Origin of the sequence: Myxococcus virescens (genome assembly GCF_900101905.1) — a bacterium.
Taxonomy (GTDB): domain Bacteria; phylum Myxococcota; class Myxococcia; order Myxococcales; family Myxococcaceae; genus Myxococcus; species Myxococcus virescens.
The window spans coordinates 96,320-113,958 of sequence record NZ_FNAJ01000003.1; the positions used below are offsets into that span (position 1 = coordinate 96,320).

Consider the following 17,639-nt stretch of genomic DNA (forward strand, 5'->3'; position numbering starts at 1 on the left):
ACCCGCTCCTTGATTCCATCCGGTCCCGATTAAGCCGCACCATCAGACCTCACCCAATGGAATGCCACCACGGCGATTCGTCAATGGCGAGCATCTGCGCGGAGGTGGACACAGCCCCCACGTGGGACGGAGCCCTAGCGTAGTTCCCATGCCCCACTTTCGTACAATGTCCCGACTGTGCGGGATGGACACACAGTCGTCGACGCGCCACGCGTGGGAGCGAGAGCAGTGCCCGCACACCTCGCGGCACGTGCCGGCACACCCACTCCCCGGGCGATCAAACGGGAGCGGTGGGCGACCGCGAGCCTCACAGCCACACCTCGAAGTCCACCTGCGTGCCCTTCGGGCCGGTGCGCACGTCAAAGCGGTCCGCCAATCGCTTCACGCTCAACAAGCCCAGGCCCATCCCCGTCTTGCTCTGGTACGTCCCCGACAGCACGCGCTCCAGGTCCGGGATGCCTTGCCCGGAGTCCTCGGCGCAGACACGCAGCAGCCGCTTGGGCGCCAACTGCGGCGCGAGCTGGATGGTGCCGCCCCCCGCATACGAAATCTGGTTGCGCGCCAGCTCACTCACCGCCGTGGCCACCTTCTGGCACTCGTAGCCGCGCCCGCCCAGGGACTCGCACAGCATCCGGGCGGCGAGCCGCGCGTGGCTGGCGTCCGCTTCCGTGCGCACCAGATAGGTGGTCGCCCGAACCTCCGCCGAGGCGGAAGTGGCCGTGCCCTCCGGCCCCGCCGAGGGCGCGAGCTGCGCGCGAAGCTGCGCCATCATCTGCGGCCGGCGAGAAGGGTCCACGAATTGGCGGGTGGCGAGTTCCAGCGCCTCGATGAGGCGCGACAGGTCCGCCGTGGTCGCCGTGTCCAGGGACAGCCGGAGGGACTCCACGGTGCCTCGCAGCGCCAACCGCGCCGCCGTCTCCGACATGAACTGCTGCAAGACGCGCAACAGCGCCGAGCACACCCAACCACCGCTCACCCACGCCTCCTTTTCGCCTGGACCACCACCCGCTTGCGCGCCAGCACCTCGAACCCTCCGCCTTCGCGGTTGGCCACCTGGACGTCGTCGGTGAGCCGTCGCACCGCGGCCCCGCCTTCGCCCAGGCTGTCTCCGGGCAGGGGGCTCGGGCGCCCTTCCCTGCCAGCGAAGAACCGGGATGGGTCCTCCATGCCGGGGCCGCGGTCGCGGGAGCGGATGAAGAGCCACTCCGCCTCGAGCCACAGCTCCACCCAGCCCCGGCCCCCCGCGTGGCGCACCAGGTTGGTGGCCAGCTCGCTCACCACCACCGCCACCTCGGCGCTGGCTTGCGCCGTCAGGCCATGCTCACGGGCGTAGCGGCGGCTCAACGCGGCGGCGACCGCCGCATCCGACCTCAAGCGGATCTCGATGCTGAACATCGGCTCAACTTCTGAGAGCATGGGAGACACAAGCACCGAAAATCCAGCAAGCCTTCAACATTTCAATGAAGCATCCTCAATGGAAGCATTTCCCCTCCGGGGATGTAAAGCGGCTCGCAGTCATCCTGGACCCGGAGCGCCCATCTCGGGAAAGCCTGGGTGTGAATGAGGGGTATTCGTGAAGCGCGGTCGGGAGTTCAGCGCTTCATGGCGGGACCGCCGGGACTTCCACGAGGCGGCGCCGAGGTCCGCATCCGATTCGGGAGCGGCCTCCAGGCACCTGCCTCGCGCACGTCGCTCACGTGCCGGACAGCTCGTGCATCTGCAGATCCGGCCCCACCGCCAGCGTGTGGCCATGAGCCAGCTCCACCCATCCCGTGGTGCGCTTGAGCGCGCTGGCCACCACGACAGTGCGACGGCGGCGGTGCGCTCCCACCGCGGGCTGCGTATCGGGTGTCGAGGGCGTCACCTCGCACAACTCGCATTCGGCCGCCCCCTCCAGCCGCGTGCAGTACAAGGGATGCTCGCCGTACCGGGTCGCCGCCAGGAGGATGCCGTTGGTGGCCACCAGGTTGAGCGTGGGCGTGCGTGTCACGCCGGCCTGGGCCGCGGCCTGAGCCACCTCGCGTGCCGTGTCCGCCAGCACGCGTCCAGCGACCTCGGCCTCCAGCCGTGGATCCTCCGTGCGGCCCAGGTCGCGCAGGCGCCTGAGGAAGACGGCGAACAGCAGCTCCCCTTCGGTTCCGCCGCGCACCTGACGCCGCAGGTGGTCCGGCAGCGACGCCAGCAACGGGGCACGAAGCAGCTCGAAGCCCTGTACGCCGCCATGAAGGGCGAACAACCAGCGCCGGGAGCGGAAGGGCTGCGTATTCTCCTCCAGCGACAAGCCCACGGGCAGTTGGCCGGCGTGGAACAGCAGCGCCTCCGATTCATGCGGGGGCACGAGCGAGTCCAGGGACAGTGCCTCGCTACTGGAGAAGCGCCGCAACAGGACCTCCTCCTGGGCGTAGGCTCCCACCCCCACGGCGTTCGCCCTCGGCTCTCCCTGGAGCAGGACCTGGCCTTGGAGGCGGTGCAGCTCACAGCGCAGCAGGTTCGGGTCGGACGTCAGAGCGGCGAGGATGACGGACATGGATGAGTAAACCCCCTTCGCCATGAGAGATAATGGCCTCGGAGCGCCCCCTCAAGCCAGTGGGCGTGCTCCCTTGCACCCTCGCTAAGCCCTTGAAATGGCTGGGCTTTATTGACACGGGAACGTTGACACCCGCTTCTGGGGGTGCCTAACCTCCGTGCCCTTCACCGACGGACCTCTGCTGAAGGTCTTCACCGGAGATGGAATGGCGGACGACATCGCAATCGGCATCGACCTGGGCACGTCATTCTCGTGCGTGGCGGTGGTCCAGGACGGCCAGCCCACCGTCATCCCTAACGAGTGGGGAGAGACGACTCACGCCTCCTGCGTCTCGTTCCTCGAGGATGGCTCGGTCCTGGTCGGCAACGCGGCCAAGAAGAACATCATCACCAACCCCGAGCAGACCGTCTATTCCGCCAAGCGCCTCATCGGCCGCTACTACTTCTCCGACGAGGTGAAGAAGGCGCAGGCGGTGATGCCGTACCGCATCGTCGAGGGCGACAACAACTCGGTGCGCATCGCGATGAACGAGCACTCCTATTCGCTCCCGGAGATCAGCGCGCTGGTGCTCAAGGAGTTGAAGGCGGTGGCGGAGACGTACCTGGGCCAGGAGGTGACCAAGGCCGTGGTCACCGTGCCCGCGTACTTCAACGACAACCAGCGCCAGGCCACCAAGGACGCGGGCCGCATCGCCGGCATGGAGGTGCTGCGCATCCTCAATGAGCCCACCGCCGCGGCGCTCGCGTACGGCTTCGGGCGCGACGTCAACCAGCGCGTGGTGGTCTACGACCTGGGCGGCGGCACCTTCGACGTCTCCATCCTGGAGATTGGCAAGGACGTCTTCGAGGTGCTGGCCACCGCGGGCGACACGTACCTGGGCGGCGACGACTTCGACGACCGCATCATGACGTGGCTGGCGGATGACTTCCTGGCCCGCACGCGCCTGGACGTGCGGCAGAACAAGTTCTGCCTGCAGATGCTCAAGGAGGCCGCGGAGAAGGCGAAAATCGACGTGGGCCAGACGGGCTCCGCGGAGATTCTCTGCCAGGGCATCTGCCAGGACGCGGACGGCAACGTCATGGACCTGCGTGGGCAACTCAACCAGGACCAGTTCAACCGCATGGTGATGGACCTGGTGCAGCGCACCTTCAAGGTGTGTGACGAGGCGCTGCAGAGCGCGCGCCTGACGGCCGCCGACATCGACGCGGTCATCCTCGTGGGCGGGCCGACGCGGCTGCCCATCATCCGCAATTCGGTGAAGCACTACTTCCAGAAGGAACCGCTGGAAGGCATCAACCCGGACCAGGTCGTGGCCATGGGTGCGGCGCTCCAGTCGCACGCGCTGCTGGACAGCAAGACGCAGACGTTCCTGGTGGACGTCACGCCGCTGTCGCTGCGCATCGGCACGGTGGGTGGGTACACCGAGAAGATCATCGACAAGAACACGCCGGTTCCCATCGACCGCTCGAAGACGTTCACCACCAGCCGCGACGGCCAGGAGAAGGTGAAGATTCGCGTGTACCAGGGTGAGTCCAACCGCGCCGACGAGTGCGAGATGCTCGGCGAGTTCGAGTTCGCGGGCTTCCGCATCGGCTATCGCGGCGAGGTGAAGATCGAGGTCACCTTCGAAATCAACACGGATGGCCTGGTGCACGTGTCCGCGTGCGACACGGCGACGGGTCAGAAGACGTCGACCTCCATCACGTTGTCCTCCGGCATGAGCGAGGCCGATATCCAGCAGTCCATCCAGGCAAACCGGAACATCCGGCTTGCTGGCCACAACAGCGACGACCTGCCCGCCGCGGCGCAGTAAGGCCGCGACTCGACCACGCCGATGTCCGAGCCTTCAGACCCCAGCGCCGGCAAACCGCCGGGAGCCACGCCCGGGACACCGGCCACGCCCGCCCGGCCCGCAGTCCCGCGCGTGACGGCCGCCGTCCCCGGCCCCGTCGCGCCCGGGACGATTCCGTCGTCGCCCGCCGCCAGCGCGCCGACTCCGCCGCCTCGGCCCCAGGGAACACCTGTCGCACGTCCCACCGGCGTGACACCCCCGGTGCCGCCCCGGGCCACGACGACGGGGATTCCCACTGTGCGGACAGGCGCTGGAGAGGGTGCGCCTTCCACGCCTGGACGTGCGACGGCGCCGGGTGCGAGTCCCGCGGCGGCGCCGGCACGTCCGGCGTCGGGTGCGGTGCCGTCCGTGCCGGGTTCGGGGAGTGCGCCGCGAGGCACGCCCACGACGCTGCCTGCGATTCCTGCCGTGGGTGCCGCGACGAGCCCCGCCGCGAGGCAGTCGGCAGGTGGCGCAATGCCAGGGCAACGCAGTGCTGGTGGAGATGCGCCATCCGCCGCGGTCGCCACGACGCCGGTGCCACGCCCGGCGGGAGCTGGCACAGGGACCTCGGTGTCCGCGCCGGGTACGGCTGCTGGCGCGAGTGCAACGGGTGCTGACGCTCGGACACCCCTGCCACGTTCGGCGCTCGCGAACCCTGGCGTGCAGGCGCCCACGGCTCCGCAGGGCACCAGCGGAGCTGACGCCCGGACACCCGCGCCTCGCCCGGCCGCCGGAGCAGCGGAGGCTGCCACGCCCGCGCCTCGCCCGGCCGCCGGAGCAGCGGGGGCTGCCACGCCCGTACCGCGTCCTCCTACCGGTGCAGCGGGAACCGCCACGCCCGTACCGCGTCCTCCTGCCGATGCAGCGGGAGCCGTCACGCCCGTACCGCGTCCTCCTGCCGGTGCAGCGGGGGCCGCCACGCCTGTACCGCGTCCTCCTGCCGATGCAGCGGGAGCCGCCACAGCCGTACCGCGTCCTCCTGCCGATGCAGCGGGAGCCGCCACAGCCGTACCGCGTCCGCCTACCGATGCAGCGGGAGCCGCCACAGCCGTACCGCGTCCGCCTACCGATGCAGCCGGGGCCGCTACGCCCGTACCGCGTCCGGCCGCCGGAGCAGCGGGAGCCGCCCCCCTCGTACCGAGCCAGGTGACGGGCGCAGGCGCCAACACACCTGTCCCCCGCGTGCCCCCCGCAGGCACCACCACGCCCGCTTCGCGACCGGCACCGGCCTCCCCCGCCGCTGGCGCGAGTACGCCCGTGCCACGCGTCGCGACGGCTGGCGCCACTGCCACTGGAGCCAGCACGTCCGCCCCGCGCCAGGACCCGAATCCCCATGCGGCGGGAGCACCGACGCCCGCGCCTCGCCCGGCAGGTGGAGGAAACACGCCGCCTCCGCGCCCGGCTGGTGCAGTTCCTCCGGCGCAGCGTCCCACCATGGGCGCAATTCCCGCCGTTGCCCCTGCCATCGCGCCCGTGGGAGCAACCGCGTCGCCAAGCTCGGCGGGTGTCGTTCCCCCCATCGCTCCCGTGGGGGCCTCCGCTCCACTCGCGGGCGCAGTGCCCTCCATCGCCCCCGTGGGCGCTCCGGCTTCGCCCTCACTGACAGGCGTCGTCCCCTCCGTGGCCCCGGTAGCGCCCCGCGCTCCGGCCCAGACGAGGGCTGTCCCGACAGTCGCCCCGGCAATCCCCGCAGCCACGCCGCAGGCAGGCGCCGTGCCTTCCGCACCGGCGCGCTCCCAAGGAACAGCACCGACGTCGAGGCCGCCTCCCGTACTCGCGTTGGGACAGGTTGTCCCTCCCGTGGCGCCCTCCACGGCCCCACAGCAGAAGCCCGGTGCCCGGCCCACCATGTCCCTCCCAGCGCTGGTGCCCGCCGGCGCCACGCCGCCGCGCCCTCCCCCGTCCGTGGCGCCCGCCGTCCCGGGCATCGCACCGCTGACGCCGGCCCCACGCGCTTCGTCCGGCGCGGTGCCCTCGATTCCTTCCGTGGCGCCCATCGTCCCGCCCGTCGCCCCTGCCGCGGCCACGGCGGTCACGCCACCGCCGACGCCTGCTGCGTCAACGGACCTGGGCCTGGACATCCAGCAGCTCGCCGACCTGGAATCACGCTGCGCGAAGCTGGACCAGCTCGACTACTTCGAAGTGCTCATGCTGGAGAGGACCGCCACCCCCGCGGACATCAAGCGTGCCTTCTACCGGGAGAGCCGCACCTACCACCCGGACCGCTTCTTCCACGTGGACTCCAAGGAGCTGAAGGAGCGCATCAACGAGCTCTACAAGCGCGTCACTGAGGCCTACTACGTCCTGCGCGACGACACGAAGCGCAAGAAGTACGTCGTCGACGTGACGGGCCCCGAGCGCGCCCAGAAGCTGCGCTTCACCGAAGCCTCCGAAGCGGAGACCAAGGCCGCCGCCAAGAAGGAGCAGGAAGAGCAGATCGGCACCCACCCCAAGGGACGCCAGTTCTTCCAGCAGGCGCAGAAGGACGCGGACGCCGGCAACTGGTCCGCCGCCGAGCGGAACCTGAAGATGGCGCTCACCTATGAGCCCTCCAACGCCCGCTACAAGGAGCGGCTGGCGGAGGTCCAGAAGCAGTCCCAGGACGAGGCTCGCGACAAGGGCGGCTCGTTCAAGATCCGCTGACGGCGGCGGCGCCCATGGTCATCGACCTCATCATCCTCGGACTGGTGCTGTTCTTCGCCATGATCGGCGCCATCACCGGGGCCTCGCGCCAGGTCGCCAACGTGGTGGGCCTGGCGGTGGGCTACTTCGCCTCGCGCCGCCTGGGTCCCGTGGTGGCCCCCCACCTGGCCGAGGCCCTGGGCAGTCCGCTCTTCCTGGGCGCCATCGTGGGCACGGTGCTCCTGTTCATCTGCACGTGGCTCGCGGTGCGCTACGCCCTGGGCGCGCTGCTGCTGCGCATCCTCTCCACCGGTCAGCACCACGAGAACCGGGGCGTGGACCGCTTCCTCGGCTTCGTGCTGGGCGGCGCGAAGATGGGCATCATCGCCTGGGTCGTCCTCAGCGCCATCGCCTTCTTCGAACAGCACGTCGTCATCGCGGGCCGCCGCGTGGGCCTGTCCCCGAAGGAGTCGCTCTCCATCGAGGTCGCCCGCCGCTACAACCTCTTCGAGATGACGCAGTTCGCCCCGGTGAAGAACCTGGTGGAGGTCGCCAAGGCCGCCAGTGATCCGAAGCGCGCGGGTCGGCTCCAGGACGACCCGGCCTACAAGGCCCTGCGCAAGGACCCTCGCTTCCAGCGCCTGCTGCAGGACCCGAAGCTGAAGCAGGCCCTGGCACGAGGAGACACCGCCGCGCTGCTGCGCCACGACGGTGTGCTCCAGCTCATCCAGGACCCGGACGTGGCGGCCCGGCTGGGCGCCGCGGCCCGCGCCTCCGAGCGCGAGCCCTGACTCACACGTCCAGCTGCGTCGAATCCAGCCCCCGCAGCCGCTCTCGCACGAAGCCCGCGTCCACCGTCACCTGGCGCCGCCGCCGCTCGGGCGCCTCGAACATGACGTCCGCCATGACGTGCTCCAGGATGGACCGCAATCCTCGAGCCCCCAGCCCGCGCTCCACGGAATAGCGAACCACCTCACGCAGGCCCGGTTCGGCGAAGTCCACCTCCAGGTCGTCCATGGACAGCAGCTCGCGGAACTCGCGCACGATGGAGTCCGGCGGCTCGCTGAGCACGCGCAGCAAGTCCTCCTCGCCCAGCCGCTCCAACTGCACCACCACCGGCAGGCGGCCGAGGAACTCCGCCAGCATGCCGAAGTCCGTCAGCTGGCGGGTGCTGATGCGCTTCTGGCTGCGCGTCGCCGGGTCCTCCGCGCCAAAGCCCATGGCGCGGCTCCCTTCATCTCCGGAGTCGTGCAAGTCACTGAACGTGCCCGCGCAAATGAAGAGGATGTCGCGCGTGTCCACCTGCACGAAGTCGCTCTTGTTCCAGGCCTGGGTGACGTTGAGGGGCACGTACACCTCGCGGCCCTCCAGCAGCTTCAGCAGCGACTGCTGGACACCCTCGCCGCCGATGTCGCGGCTGCCCGCGCCGTTGCGGGCGCCCTGGGAGCGGCGGGCAATCTTGTCCACCTCGTCGATGAAGATGATGCCCCGCTGGGTGTCCTCCACGGAGTGGTTCGCCTTGAAGAGGAGGTCGGAGATCATCACCTCCACGTCCTTCCCGTAGTAGCCGGCCTCCGTGTACTCGGTGGCGTCCACGGTGGTGAACGGCACGTGGAGGATGTCCGCCAGATTGCGGGCGATGTGCGTCTTGCCGCTCCCGGTGGGTCCCATCAGCAAGATGTTGGATTTCTTGATGAGCGACGTCCGGCGCAGCCTTCGCGCCAGCAGCCGCTTGAGGTGATTGTGGGCCGCAATGGCCACCGCGCGCTTGGCCCCGTCCTGGCCGATGACGAAGCGATCCAGCCGCTCGTAGATTTCCCGCGGGGTCAGCAGCGCCTCTTCCCTGCGTGCGGACGACTCCATGTACCCTCCCCTTGTTTCCACGCGTCCCTCATGACTCACGGGAAAAGGGTAGGAATTGAATGGAGGGTCGGCCCGCGGGAGGAGGAGCACCGGGCGGCCGCCCCGCCAGCCTGCCTGCCCTCCGCACAAGCGGCTGTTGAATACCGAGGGGCTTTCCGATAGTTCCCGCGCGATTCCTGTGATCGTCCGTTGTTCACGGGAGTCCACCCCATCTACCCCCGGGAGCCTCGAGACGCCGATGCCCGTAAACGCCCCTCCCCACCGCTGGACCCTTGCCGACGCGCACGAGCTGTACGGAATCCGGAACTGGGGCAACCCCTACTTCGGCATCAATGAGAAGGGCCATGTCATCGTCCACCCGGACGGTCCCCAGGCCCCGAACATGGACCTGAAGGAGCTGGTCGATGAAGTGCGCCGCCGGGGCATCGGCCTGCCGCTGCTTATCCGCTTCACGGACGTGCTGCGCCACCGCGTGGTCCACCTGAACGAGGCCTTCCGCAAGGCCATGAACGATCAGGGGTTCAAGGGCGGCTACCGCGGCGTGTACCCCATCAAGGTGAACCAGCACCGCTACGTGGTGGAGACCCTCATCGAGGCGGGTAAGGGCTACAACTACGGGCTGGAGGCCGGCAGCAAGCCGGAGCTGCTCGCGGTGATGGCGCTGCTGGAGAACGAGAACGCGCTCGTCATCTGCAACGGCTACAAGGATGAGGAGTACATCGAGACGGCGCTCTTCTACTCGCGCCTGGGCCGCAACGTCATCCTGGTGGTGGAGAAGCCCAGCGAGCTGCCGCTCATCGCGGAGGTCGCCCGGCGCACGGGCATCGCCCCCCGGCTGGGCATTCGCGTGAAGCTGTCCACGCGCGGCGCCGGCAAGTGGGAGGCCAGCGGCGGCGACCGCTCCAAGTTCGGCCTGACCTCCTCCGAGCTGATGAACTGCATCAGCTTCATGAAGGACGCGGGCCTGCTCAACTCCTTCGAGCTGCTGCACTTCCACCTGGGCAGCCAGATCTCCAACATCCGCAATGTGAAGAACGCGCTGCGTGAGGTGGGCTGCTTCTACGTGGAGGTGGCCCGTCAGGGCGCGCCGCTGAAGTACCTGGACGTGGGCGGCGGCCTGGGCGTGGACTACGACGGCTCCCAGACGAACTTCGCCTCTTCCATGAACTACACCACGGAGGAGTACGCCAACGACGTGGTGTTCGGCGTCATGGAGGCCTGCGACCGGGCCGGCGTGCCGCACCCCACGCTGGTGTCGGAGTCCGGCCGCGCCGTGGTGGCGCACCACGCGGTGCTGGTGGTGGACGTGCTGGGCACCAGTGAGTTCGACCCGGCGCCGGTCCCCGAGAAGGTGGACGAGAAGGCGCCCTCCGTGGTGCGCAACCTCTGGTCCACCTACCGCGAGGTCACCAACAAGAACCTGCTGGAGGCGTGGCACGACGTGCAGGACGCCAAGGAGGAGAGCCTCACCCTCTTCTCGCTGGGCCACCTGTCGCTGGAGCAGCGCGTGGCAGCGGAGAACATCTACTGGGCCACCTGCCACAAGATCATGCGCATCGCGCGTGAGCAGGGCGAGATTCCCGAGGAGCTGGACTCCCTGGAGAAGGCGCTCAACGACACGTACTTCTGCAACTTCTCCGTGTTCCAGTCGCTGCCGGACTCGTGGGCCATCGACCAGCTCTTCCCGATGATGCCCATCCACCGGCTGGCGGAGAAGCCGACGCGCCGCGCGACGCTGGCGGACATCACCTGCGACTCGGACGGGAAGATCGAGCATTTCATCGACAAGCGCGAGGTGAAGGACGCCCTCGAGCTGCACGCGCTCAACGATGACGACTACTACCTGGGCATCTTCATGGTGGGCGCCTACCAGGAGATCCTCGGCGACCTCCACAACCTGTTCGGCGACACGCACGCCGTGCAGGTGTCGCTGGGGCCCAACGGAGGCTACCTCATCGACAATGTGGTGGCCGGCGACACGGTGACGGAGGTGCTCAACTACGTCAGCTACACCAAGGACGACCTGGTGGCGAAGCTGCGCAAGTTCACCGAGGCCGCGCTGCGCCAGGGCCGCATCACCCTGGACGAGTCGCGCAACCTGCTGCGCATGTACGAGGATGGCCTGTCCGGCTACACGTACCTGGAGCGCGAGGTGGACGCGAGCTTCGGCAGCAGCGCCAGCCAGCTCCGCCTGGTGCCCACGCCGGACGCCTCGGGCGCCCGGCCCACGACGCCGCCCGCCGGCGCTTCGGGAACGTCGGGCACCTGAGCCCCGCGCCAGATTGAAGTCCTCGCCCCCTGTCGCTCGCCGCGGCAGGGGGCTTCTTCATGCCCGGGCGTCCGTCAGTGGCCCGCGACGAGAGGCTCTCCGGTGCCGAAAGGCTGCGGCTCCTCCGCGAAGGCCACGTCGGCCGCCTGGGCCCTCAGGCGCTGGAGCACGGAGCGCTGCGCCTCGCCGCGCTGTACGAGCGACTCGAAGGGAAACACCGCGAGCCGCGCGTCTTTCACCGACACGCGCGCCAGCGTGCGCCAGAGGGACAAGCGGCCCTCCGTGGCCGAGCACAGGCCTTCCAATTCCAGCAGCCGGCTCAAGGGCGAATAGCGCACGAGCGTGCCGTTCAGCTTCAGCCGGCTCACCTTCTCCGCGGCCCACGCGGCGCGCGTCTTCAGCCCATCTCGCTTCAGCTCCAGGGCGTCCATCACCGCTAGCAGCGTGGACTGGTCTTCCTTCAGCTCGGGGATGAGCGTCGCCAGATAGCGGCCCAGCAGGTTGCCGTGGTTCTCCGCCTCCGTGCGGATTGCCAGCTCCAGCCCGCCCACCGAGCCCGCCAGGTGGTCATTGAGGTAGATGCCCAGCCGCTTCGCATGCATGCCGTGTCCTCCAGGACGAGCCCCGCAGTCGGGGAGGATGGACACGAAGGGGCCCACCCGCAGCATTCGCGGGCAGGCCCCCTGGAGGGCAAGCGGCCTGGCGTCCTCAGTCCGGATAGCTGAACGTCAGCGGCAGCTTCACGTCTGGGTGGAGGCTGCGGGCCACCGGGCACTCGCGGCCCACCTTCTCCAGCGTGGCCCGGTGCTCGGCGGACAGGCCGGCCGGCATCTGGATGTCCAGCACCAGCTCGGCGATGCGGCGCGGCGGCGGCGACATCCGCTTCTCCACACGGGCGCTCACCTCGCCCAGGGCAATGCCTTCACGCGAGGCGAACAGGTGCATCGTCGTCACCGCGCACGACATCAGCGCCGCGCCCACCAGGTCCGTGGGCGAGAAGCTGCCACCGGTGCCGCCGTTGTCGCGCGGCGCCTCCGTCTGATTCACCGTGCCTGACGGGCCATGGGTGAGCTGCGTCTTGAACTGGGGCTGGCTGACCAGCGTCATCACCACGCCCGTGGCGGGCGTCTGCGGCGGGCTCATGTCGGCGCTCCTCGAAGCAAAAGGGCTCCGCCGACATACCACCCGAACCGCGGCAGGGGCCGCTACTTGTTGCGCTTCCGGGCCGCGCCGCCGGACACCTTCGAAGGTGCCTCCGGGACGCGCTCAGGCGCGCCGAGCACCTGGGCCCGAACCTGCTCGGCCGGCAGATGAGCAGTGTCCGCCATGACACAGGACACGAAGGCCAGCTCCGCCAGGGCCCGGCGCGCGCGCTGCCGCACCGCGGGGTCCTCCGAGGACAAGACCTCGGTGGCGGACGCCACGTAGCTGCTCGCCAATGACTCGAAAAGGTAGACCCGGTTCTCGATGGTCGTATCGGACTTCTTGCCCATAGGGCCCGGACAGTAGCCACACACTGGGTGGCGGTGGCACCCCCCATGCCGCAAGTTGGTGTGAAACCCGGCATAGGTCGCGTATGGGGAACATTCACCCCACACCCTGGAGCCCGCCGTGATTGACCTGCACTCGCACACCACCGCCAGCGACGGTCAATATGCGCCCACGGAGCTGCTGGCGCGGGCCGCCGCCGCCGGGGTGACGGTGTTGGCGATTACCGACCACGACACCGTCGCGGGGTTGGCCGAGGCCGAGGTGGCGGCGCGCGCCCACGGCGTGGAGCTGGTGCCGGGCATCGAAATCTCCGCGTTCATTCATGGACGCGAGTGCCACATCCTGGGGCACTTCCTGAGGCCGGACGACGAGGACATCGCTCGCTTCGCCGACCGGCTCCGACTGGAGCGCGAGCAGCGCATGGAAGCCCTGCTGGAGCGCATGCGGCAGCTGGGCTACCCCGTGCGCATGGAGCACGTCCGGGCGGTGGCCGGCGACGCGCAGCTGGGCCGTCCCCATCTGGCCCGCGTGCTGGTGGACCGCGGCTGGGTGGTGGACGTGAAGGAGGCCTTCGACCGCTTCCTGGGCATGCGCGGTGCCGCCTGGGTGGAGCGCTTCAAGCTGGCGGGCGAGGACGCCATCCGCCTCATCCGCAACGCGGGCGGCACGGCCACCCTCGCCCACCCGGGCGCATCGCGCATGGAGCGACTGGAGATCCGCGCGCTCGCCCAGGCGGGACTGGCGGGCCTTGAGGTGCTGCACGAGGACCACAACCCCAGCGTGCGCCAGAAGTATCTCGGCCTGGCCAAGGAGCTGGGCCTGGTCCCCACCGCTGGCAGCGACTTCCACGGCGAGGCTATCTCCGCCGACCACCGGCTGGGCTCCGCCTCCATGCCTCCCGAGCTCTTCGCCCGCCTCAAGTCGCGCGCCCAGGCCTGAACCGCCACAGGCGGGCAAAAGTGAAAAGTCCAGGAATTTGTTAGTCTCCGGGCATCCATGGGGTGCCCGAGCGAGACGACACTGAGCGACTTCCTCGAAGGGGCGCTCCCGGACGCGCACCGCACGCGCGTCCTGGCCCACGTGGAAGGATGTGAGCGCTGCCAGGAGCACCTGGCCCTGGGCGCCAGTGTGGCGGAGGCTGTGCCCGCGCCCGCCGATGGCCCGCTGGTGGCCACGGGCACCCAGCTCTCACGCTACGTGGTGCAGGAGCGCATTGGCCGGGGCGCCATGGGCGAGGTGTACGCGGCCCATGACCCGGAGCTGGACCGAAGGGTCGCGCTGAAGCTGCTGCGCCCCGAGGGCCGACACCTGGAGGAGCTGCGCTTGCGGCTGCTGCGCGAGGCGCAGGCCCTGGCCCGGCTGGCCCATCCGCACGTCGTCACCGTCTACGACGTGGGCGTCTGCGAGGACTGCGTCTTCCTGGCGCTGGAGTTGGTGGAGGGCGCGTCGCTGGCGGAGTGGCTGGAGGCGCCGCGGCCCTGGCAGGACGTGGTGCGCGTCTTCGTGGACGCGGGCCGGGGACTGGCGGCCGCTCACGCCGCCGGGCTGGTCCACCGCGACTTCAAGCCGGGCAACGTGCTGGTCGGGAAGGATGGGCGCGTGCGGGTGACGGACTTCGGTCTGGCCCGGCCCTCCCACCGGCGGGTCTCGGGCCACGCCGCGCCAGCGAGCCTGGACACGGTGACGGCGCCGGCCTCGCTGGTGGACTCGCCGCTAACCCATTCGGGCGCGCTGCTGGGCACGCCCGCGTACATGGCGCCCGAGCAGCTTCAAGGCCACGGCGTGGACGCGCGCTCGGACCAGTTCAGCTTCTGCGTGGCGCTGTATGAAGCGCTCCACGGTGTGCGCCCCTTCGAGGGCCGGACGCTGGAGGCGTTGGGCCAGGCCGCGCGGGAAGGACGCATCCGCGCGCCGGAGCGCGAAGCGAAAATCCCGGCCCGCGTGCGGCGCGCGGTGCTGCGGGGGTTGCGAGCCCAGCCGGAAGAGCGCTTCCCATCGATGGAGGCGCTGCTGACCGAGCTGGCCCCCCGCGCTGGAAGGCGCCTTGCCTGGGTGGGCGCCTCCGCCGCCGTGGCGTGTCTCGTAGGGCTCACCGTGGGCTACGTGGCGGCGCATCGGAGGCAGGCCCGCTGCGAGTTGGAGGCGGAGCGGCTCACCACCATCTGGGGACCGGAGCGTCGCGCGCGAATCCATGCGGCCTTCCTGGCCACGGGCAAGCCCTTCGCCGCAGCCGCGTGGGAAGCCGTCGCCAGCACGCTCGACGGACACGCGGACACGTGGCGCGAGCTGCGCACCGACGCGTGCACGGCCTCGCGAGATGACACCCATGCCTCATGGCAGACAGCCGCGTGCCTGGACACGCGGCTGTGGCACCTGGCCGCCGTCGTCGACGTGCTGGAGAAGGCGGACGCGCGAACGGTGCAGCACGCGCCGCAGATGGTGGCGTCCCTGGAGGGCGTCTCCGGCTGCCGGGATGCTCCAGAGCTGGCGAACCGGCCGCAGCCTCCGGATGCCCTGCGGCCTCGCGTGGACGCGGCGCGACGCAAGCTGGCCGAGGCACGGGCGTACATGGACGCGGGCAACCACTCCGGCGCGTTGAAGGAGACGACGGCCTTGCTCCAGGACATCCAGGGGCTGGACTACCGGCCGCTGGAGGCAGAGGTCCTCACGCTGCACGGCTATGCCCATGGGCTCGCGGGCAAGCCGAAGGAAGCCGAGGAGCACCTCTACAAGGCGCTCTGGGCCGCCGAGGCGGGCCGCGACGACGAAACCGTGGCCCGTGTCTGGAACCTCCTCCTGTGGGTGGTGGGCGACCAGATGGCGCGCATGGACGAGGCGAACCGGCTGGTGCACCACGCCCGCGCCGCGGTGGAGCGGCTGGGCCGCGAGCGCTTCCCACACATCGCCACCGACCTGCACCTGCGAATGGGCGGACTGCTCCTGGTGCAGGGCAAGCTGGATGAAGCGGACGCAGAGTTCACCCAGGGGCTGGAGCTGGCGCGGAGGACCGCGGGCCCCTCACGGCCTCGCGTGACGTACTTCCTCACCGGACTGGGGCGCGTCCGCTCGCGGCAGCTTCGCGCGGAGGAGGCCCTGGCGCTCTACCAGGAAGCGCAGGCCTACGCGTTCCAGGAGCGACAGTGGAGCCCCGAGCACCCGGTGCTCGCGCTCAACCTCAACAACATCGCCACCGAGCTGCTCGCCCTGGGCCGCACGCAAGAAGCGCTCGACACGTTCCAACGCTCGCTGGCGCTGCTGGAGGCCGCGCGCTCCAGGGACCACGCGAGCCTGGCCGCCCCCCTCAACAACCTGGCCGGCCTGCTGCGCCGCGAGGGGCGCCTGGAGGAAGCCCGGAGCCACTATGAGCGAGCGCTGGCCATCTTCGAGCGCAGCAAGGGGACGGACCACCCCAGCACCGTCACCGCGCTCGGCGGGCTGGGCATGGTGGCCTATGATTCCGACCGGCTCGACGAGGCGCTCGCCCACAACCAGCAGGCGCTGGAGCGCATCCAACGCAGCGTGGGCCAGGACTCGCCGCGCCTGGAGATGTCGCTGCGCAACCTGGGCCTCATTCACCTGCGCGCGGGCCGGCCGGCGGTGGCGCGGCGCAACCTGACGCAGGCGCTTGGCCTCCTCCAGAAGGAGAACGGCACCGACAGCGTGGTGGCATGTGGCGTGGTGCGGGACCTGGCCCGGGTGGACCTGGAGACGGGCGCATTCCGGGCGGCACTGACCCGCTGCCAACGAGCCCTGGCGCTGGATGAAGCCGCGCAGGGTGGCGACAGCCCGGACGTCGCGCTCGACCTCGCCTGCCTCGGAGAGGCCCACCTGAGCCTGCGCGCGCCGGAGCAAGCCGTCCCGTTGCTCGAGCGCGCACGGCGCATCCATGCTCGGGTGTGGCTGGACCGGAAGGAAGCCGCGCGAGTGTCCTTCCTCCTCGCACGGGCCCTGTGGGAACGCCCCACCCCGGAGGGACGCGAACAGGCCACGGTCCTCGTCCGCGAGGCGAAAGCGTGGCTGGAGGCCCAGGGTCTGCGCGCCCGGCGCGAGCACGACGAACTCGTGGCATGGCAGGCGCGGCACCTGCCCCGTGTGAGCGAGGTCACCCGATGAGCCAGGCTCCGGAAACGCTGACGCCGCTGCTGCTCGCGGGGGCACCCGAGTCACTGCACGACACGCTGCGCTCCGCGCCCGCGCTGGAGGCCCTGCTCACGGAGCTGCTCGACCAAGGCCGTGCGGCGTGGCCCACCGTGGCGCTGGCGCCCGCGGCCCTGTTGCACCACGTGGGCCAGCACCTGCGCGCGGAAGGCACACCCCTGGATGCGCTCCAGCAGCTCCATGCCGCGGACGTCTACCTGGCGTGTGCCTGTGCCCAGGGAGAGCCCCAGGCGTTGCAGCTCTTCGAGAAGCACGTCCTCCAGAAATCCGCCGCACGACTGTCCCGGCACCTCACGGCGATGGTGGACGAGGTGCTCCAGGTGACGCGCCAGCGGCTCCTGCTGGGCGTTCACGGCGGCGCGCCGAAAATCGCGGAGTACTCGGGCCGGGGCTCGCTGGGCGGCTGGGTGCGAATCGTCGCCTCGCGCATCGGCGGCGAGTTGCTGGAGCAGACCGGCCGCCACGAGCAGGCCTCCACGCCTCCGGAGGCCTTGGAACAGCTGTTGTCCCGGGACGACCCCGAGCGAAACGTGCTCCAGGCCCACTCCCGGCAAGCCCTGTCCGAATCCCTCCAGGCCGCGCTGGCGACGTTGTCCGAACGGGAGCGCGCGCTCTTGCGCCTGCACCACCTCCATGGCCTCACCATGGACCGCATCGCCACGCTGTACGCGGAGCCCCGCTCCAGTGTGGCACGCCACGTGGCCCAGGCCCGTGAGCGGCTCCTGAAGCAGACCCACCGAGAGCTGGCCGCCCGGCTGAAGCTGGACGGGCGCGAGGTGGAGAGCCTCCTGGGCCTCGTCCAGAGCCGCCTGGACCTCAGCCTCCACCGGCTGATGGGCTGACGCGTGTCTCAACGGCCGCGCTGATTCAGGCTG

General features: G+C 70.1%; 14 protein-coding genes. 7 read left to right on the forward strand and 7 right to left on the reverse strand.

Annotated features, from left to right (window positions below; translation table 11 throughout):
• Nucleotides 1–307: 307 nt before the first annotated feature.
• From BLU09_RS10695 to BLU09_RS10705, 3 genes are all read right to left on the reverse strand, one after another.
• Entirely contained in the window at nucleotides 308–976 is a 669-nt protein-coding gene (locus BLU09_RS10695; RefSeq protein WP_090488946.1) for an ATP-binding protein, read from the reverse strand.
• Nucleotides 973–1,395, reverse strand: a complete 423-nt coding sequence (locus BLU09_RS10700) for an ATP-binding protein (protein WP_186817808.1) — start codon at nucleotides 1,393–1,395, stop codon at nucleotides 973–975. Before BLU09_RS10700 ends, BLU09_RS10695 begins: the two co-directional genes overlap by 4 nt.
• 298 nt (nucleotides 1,396–1,693) lie before the next feature.
• Entirely contained in the window at nucleotides 1,694–2,527 is an 834-nt protein-coding gene (locus BLU09_RS10705) for a class II glutamine amidotransferase (RefSeq protein WP_186817809.1), read from the reverse strand.
• A 205-nt stretch (nucleotides 2,528–2,732) separates the two neighbouring features.
• On the opposite strand from BLU09_RS10705, the gene dnaK reads away from it, so the two are divergent.
• The 3 genes from dnaK to BLU09_RS10725 all read left to right on the forward strand — a co-directional run bounded on the left by dnaK (nucleotide 2,733) and on the right by BLU09_RS10725 (nucleotide 7,774).
• Complete coding sequence (dnaK, locus tag BLU09_RS10710; RefSeq protein WP_011552814.1) at nucleotides 2,733–4,340, forward strand: molecular chaperone DnaK; 1,608 nt, start codon at nucleotides 2,733–2,735, stop codon at nucleotides 4,338–4,340.
• Between the two features lie 1,821 nt (nucleotides 4,341–6,161).
• The gene (locus tag BLU09_RS10720; protein ID WP_244171616.1) at nucleotides 6,162–7,004 is read left to right on the forward strand and encodes a J domain-containing protein; all 843 of its coding nucleotides are present in this window, start codon (nucleotides 6,162–6,164) and stop codon (nucleotides 7,002–7,004) included.
• Between the two features lie 14 nt (nucleotides 7,005–7,018).
• A complete protein-coding gene (locus tag BLU09_RS10725) occupies nucleotides 7,019–7,774 on the forward strand; it encodes a CvpA family protein (RefSeq protein WP_090488954.1) in 756 nt (251 codons plus the stop codon).
• Between the two features lies 1 nt (nucleotide 7,775).
• On the opposite strand, the gene clpX is transcribed toward BLU09_RS10725, so the two are convergent.
• Nucleotides 7,776–8,846, reverse strand: coding sequence for an ATP-dependent Clp protease ATP-binding subunit ClpX (clpX, locus tag BLU09_RS10730; RefSeq protein WP_090488956.1), 1,071 nt, complete (start codon nucleotides 8,844–8,846; stop codon nucleotides 7,776–7,778).
• Nucleotides 8,847–9,084: 238 nt separating this feature from the next.
• On the opposite strand from clpX, the gene speA reads away from it, so the two are divergent.
• Nucleotides 9,085–11,115 (forward strand): biosynthetic arginine decarboxylase, encoded by a 2,031-nt coding sequence (speA, locus tag BLU09_RS10735; RefSeq protein WP_186817810.1) that lies wholly within the window; start codon nucleotides 9,085–9,087, stop codon nucleotides 11,113–11,115.
• Nucleotides 11,116–11,189: 74 nt separating this feature from the next.
• Here the strand turns inward: speA and BLU09_RS10740 are convergent, their stop codons facing one another.
• The 3 genes from BLU09_RS10740 to BLU09_RS10750 form a co-directional block, all read right to left on the reverse strand.
• A complete protein-coding gene (locus BLU09_RS10740) occupies nucleotides 11,190–11,717 on the reverse strand; it encodes a hypothetical protein (RefSeq protein ID WP_244171617.1) in 528 nt (175 codons plus the stop codon).
• A 106-nt stretch (nucleotides 11,718–11,823) separates the two neighbouring features.
• On the reverse strand, nucleotides 11,824–12,258 hold the full coding sequence (locus BLU09_RS10745; protein ID WP_011552807.1) for an OsmC family protein: 435 nt from the start codon (nucleotides 12,256–12,258) through the stop codon (nucleotides 11,824–11,826).
• A gap of 62 nt (nucleotides 12,259–12,320) precedes the next feature.
• The gene (locus BLU09_RS10750) at nucleotides 12,321–12,608 is read right to left on the reverse strand and encodes a hypothetical protein (protein ID WP_020478791.1); all 288 of its coding nucleotides are present in this window, start codon (nucleotides 12,606–12,608) and stop codon (nucleotides 12,321–12,323) included.
• A 118-nt stretch (nucleotides 12,609–12,726) separates the two neighbouring features.
• On the opposite strand from BLU09_RS10750, the gene BLU09_RS10755 reads away from it, so the two are divergent.
• The 3 genes from BLU09_RS10755 to BLU09_RS10765 are packed head-to-tail and all read left to right on the forward strand — an operon-like array spanning nucleotide 12,727 to nucleotide 17,606.
• Nucleotides 12,727–13,545, forward strand: coding sequence for a PHP domain-containing protein (locus BLU09_RS10755; protein WP_090488962.1), 819 nt, complete (start codon nucleotides 12,727–12,729; stop codon nucleotides 13,543–13,545).
• A 57-nt stretch (nucleotides 13,546–13,602) separates the two neighbouring features.
• Nucleotides 13,603–16,719 carry a tetratricopeptide repeat protein gene (locus tag BLU09_RS10760; protein WP_090488964.1) on the forward strand — a complete coding sequence of 1,039 codons (3,117 nt, stop codon included), beginning with the start codon at nucleotides 13,603–13,605 and terminating at the stop codon, nucleotides 16,717–16,719.
• Nucleotides 16,716–17,606 carry a sigma-70 family RNA polymerase sigma factor gene (locus tag BLU09_RS10765; RefSeq protein ID WP_090488966.1) on the forward strand — a complete coding sequence of 297 codons (891 nt, stop codon included), beginning with the start codon at nucleotides 16,716–16,718 and terminating at the stop codon, nucleotides 17,604–17,606. The genes BLU09_RS10760 and BLU09_RS10765 overlap by 4 nt, the downstream gene beginning before the upstream one ends.
• Nucleotides 17,607–17,639: the final 33 nt, after the last annotated feature.

Coding starts and splice junctions, on each gene's coding strand:
- BLU09_RS10700 (WP_186817808.1), bottom strand. CDS start 1,395: ATGTTCAGCATCGAGATCCGCTTGAGGTCGGATGCGGCGGTCGCCGCC.
- BLU09_RS10705 (WP_186817809.1), bottom strand. CDS start 2,527: ATGTCCGTCATCCTCGCCGCTCTGACGTCCGACCCGAACCTGCTGCGC.
- dnaK (WP_011552814.1), top strand. CDS start 2,733: ATGGCGGACGACATCGCAATCGGCATCGACCTGGGCACGTCATTCTCG.
- BLU09_RS10725 (WP_090488954.1), top strand. CDS start 7,019: ATGGTCATCGACCTCATCATCCTCGGACTGGTGCTGTTCTTCGCCATG.
- clpX (WP_090488956.1), bottom strand. CDS start 8,846: ATGGAGTCGTCCGCACGCAGGGAAGAGGCGCTGCTGACCCCGCGGGAA.
- speA (WP_186817810.1), top strand. CDS start 9,085: ATGCCCGTAAACGCCCCTCCCCACCGCTGGACCCTTGCCGACGCGCAC.
- BLU09_RS10740 (WP_244171617.1), bottom strand. CDS start 11,717: ATGCATGCGAAGCGGCTGGGCATCTACCTCAATGACCACCTGGCGGGC.
- BLU09_RS10745 (WP_011552807.1), bottom strand. CDS start 12,258: ATGAGCCCGCCGCAGACGCCCGCCACGGGCGTGGTGATGACGCTGGTC.
- BLU09_RS10750 (WP_020478791.1), bottom strand. CDS start 12,608: ATGGGCAAGAAGTCCGATACGACCATCGAGAACCGGGTCTACCTTTTC.
- BLU09_RS10760 (WP_090488964.1), top strand. CDS start 13,603: ATGGGGTGCCCGAGCGAGACGACACTGAGCGACTTCCTCGAAGGGGCG.
- BLU09_RS10765 (WP_090488966.1), top strand. CDS start 16,716: ATGAGCCAGGCTCCGGAAACGCTGACGCCGCTGCTGCTCGCGGGGGCA.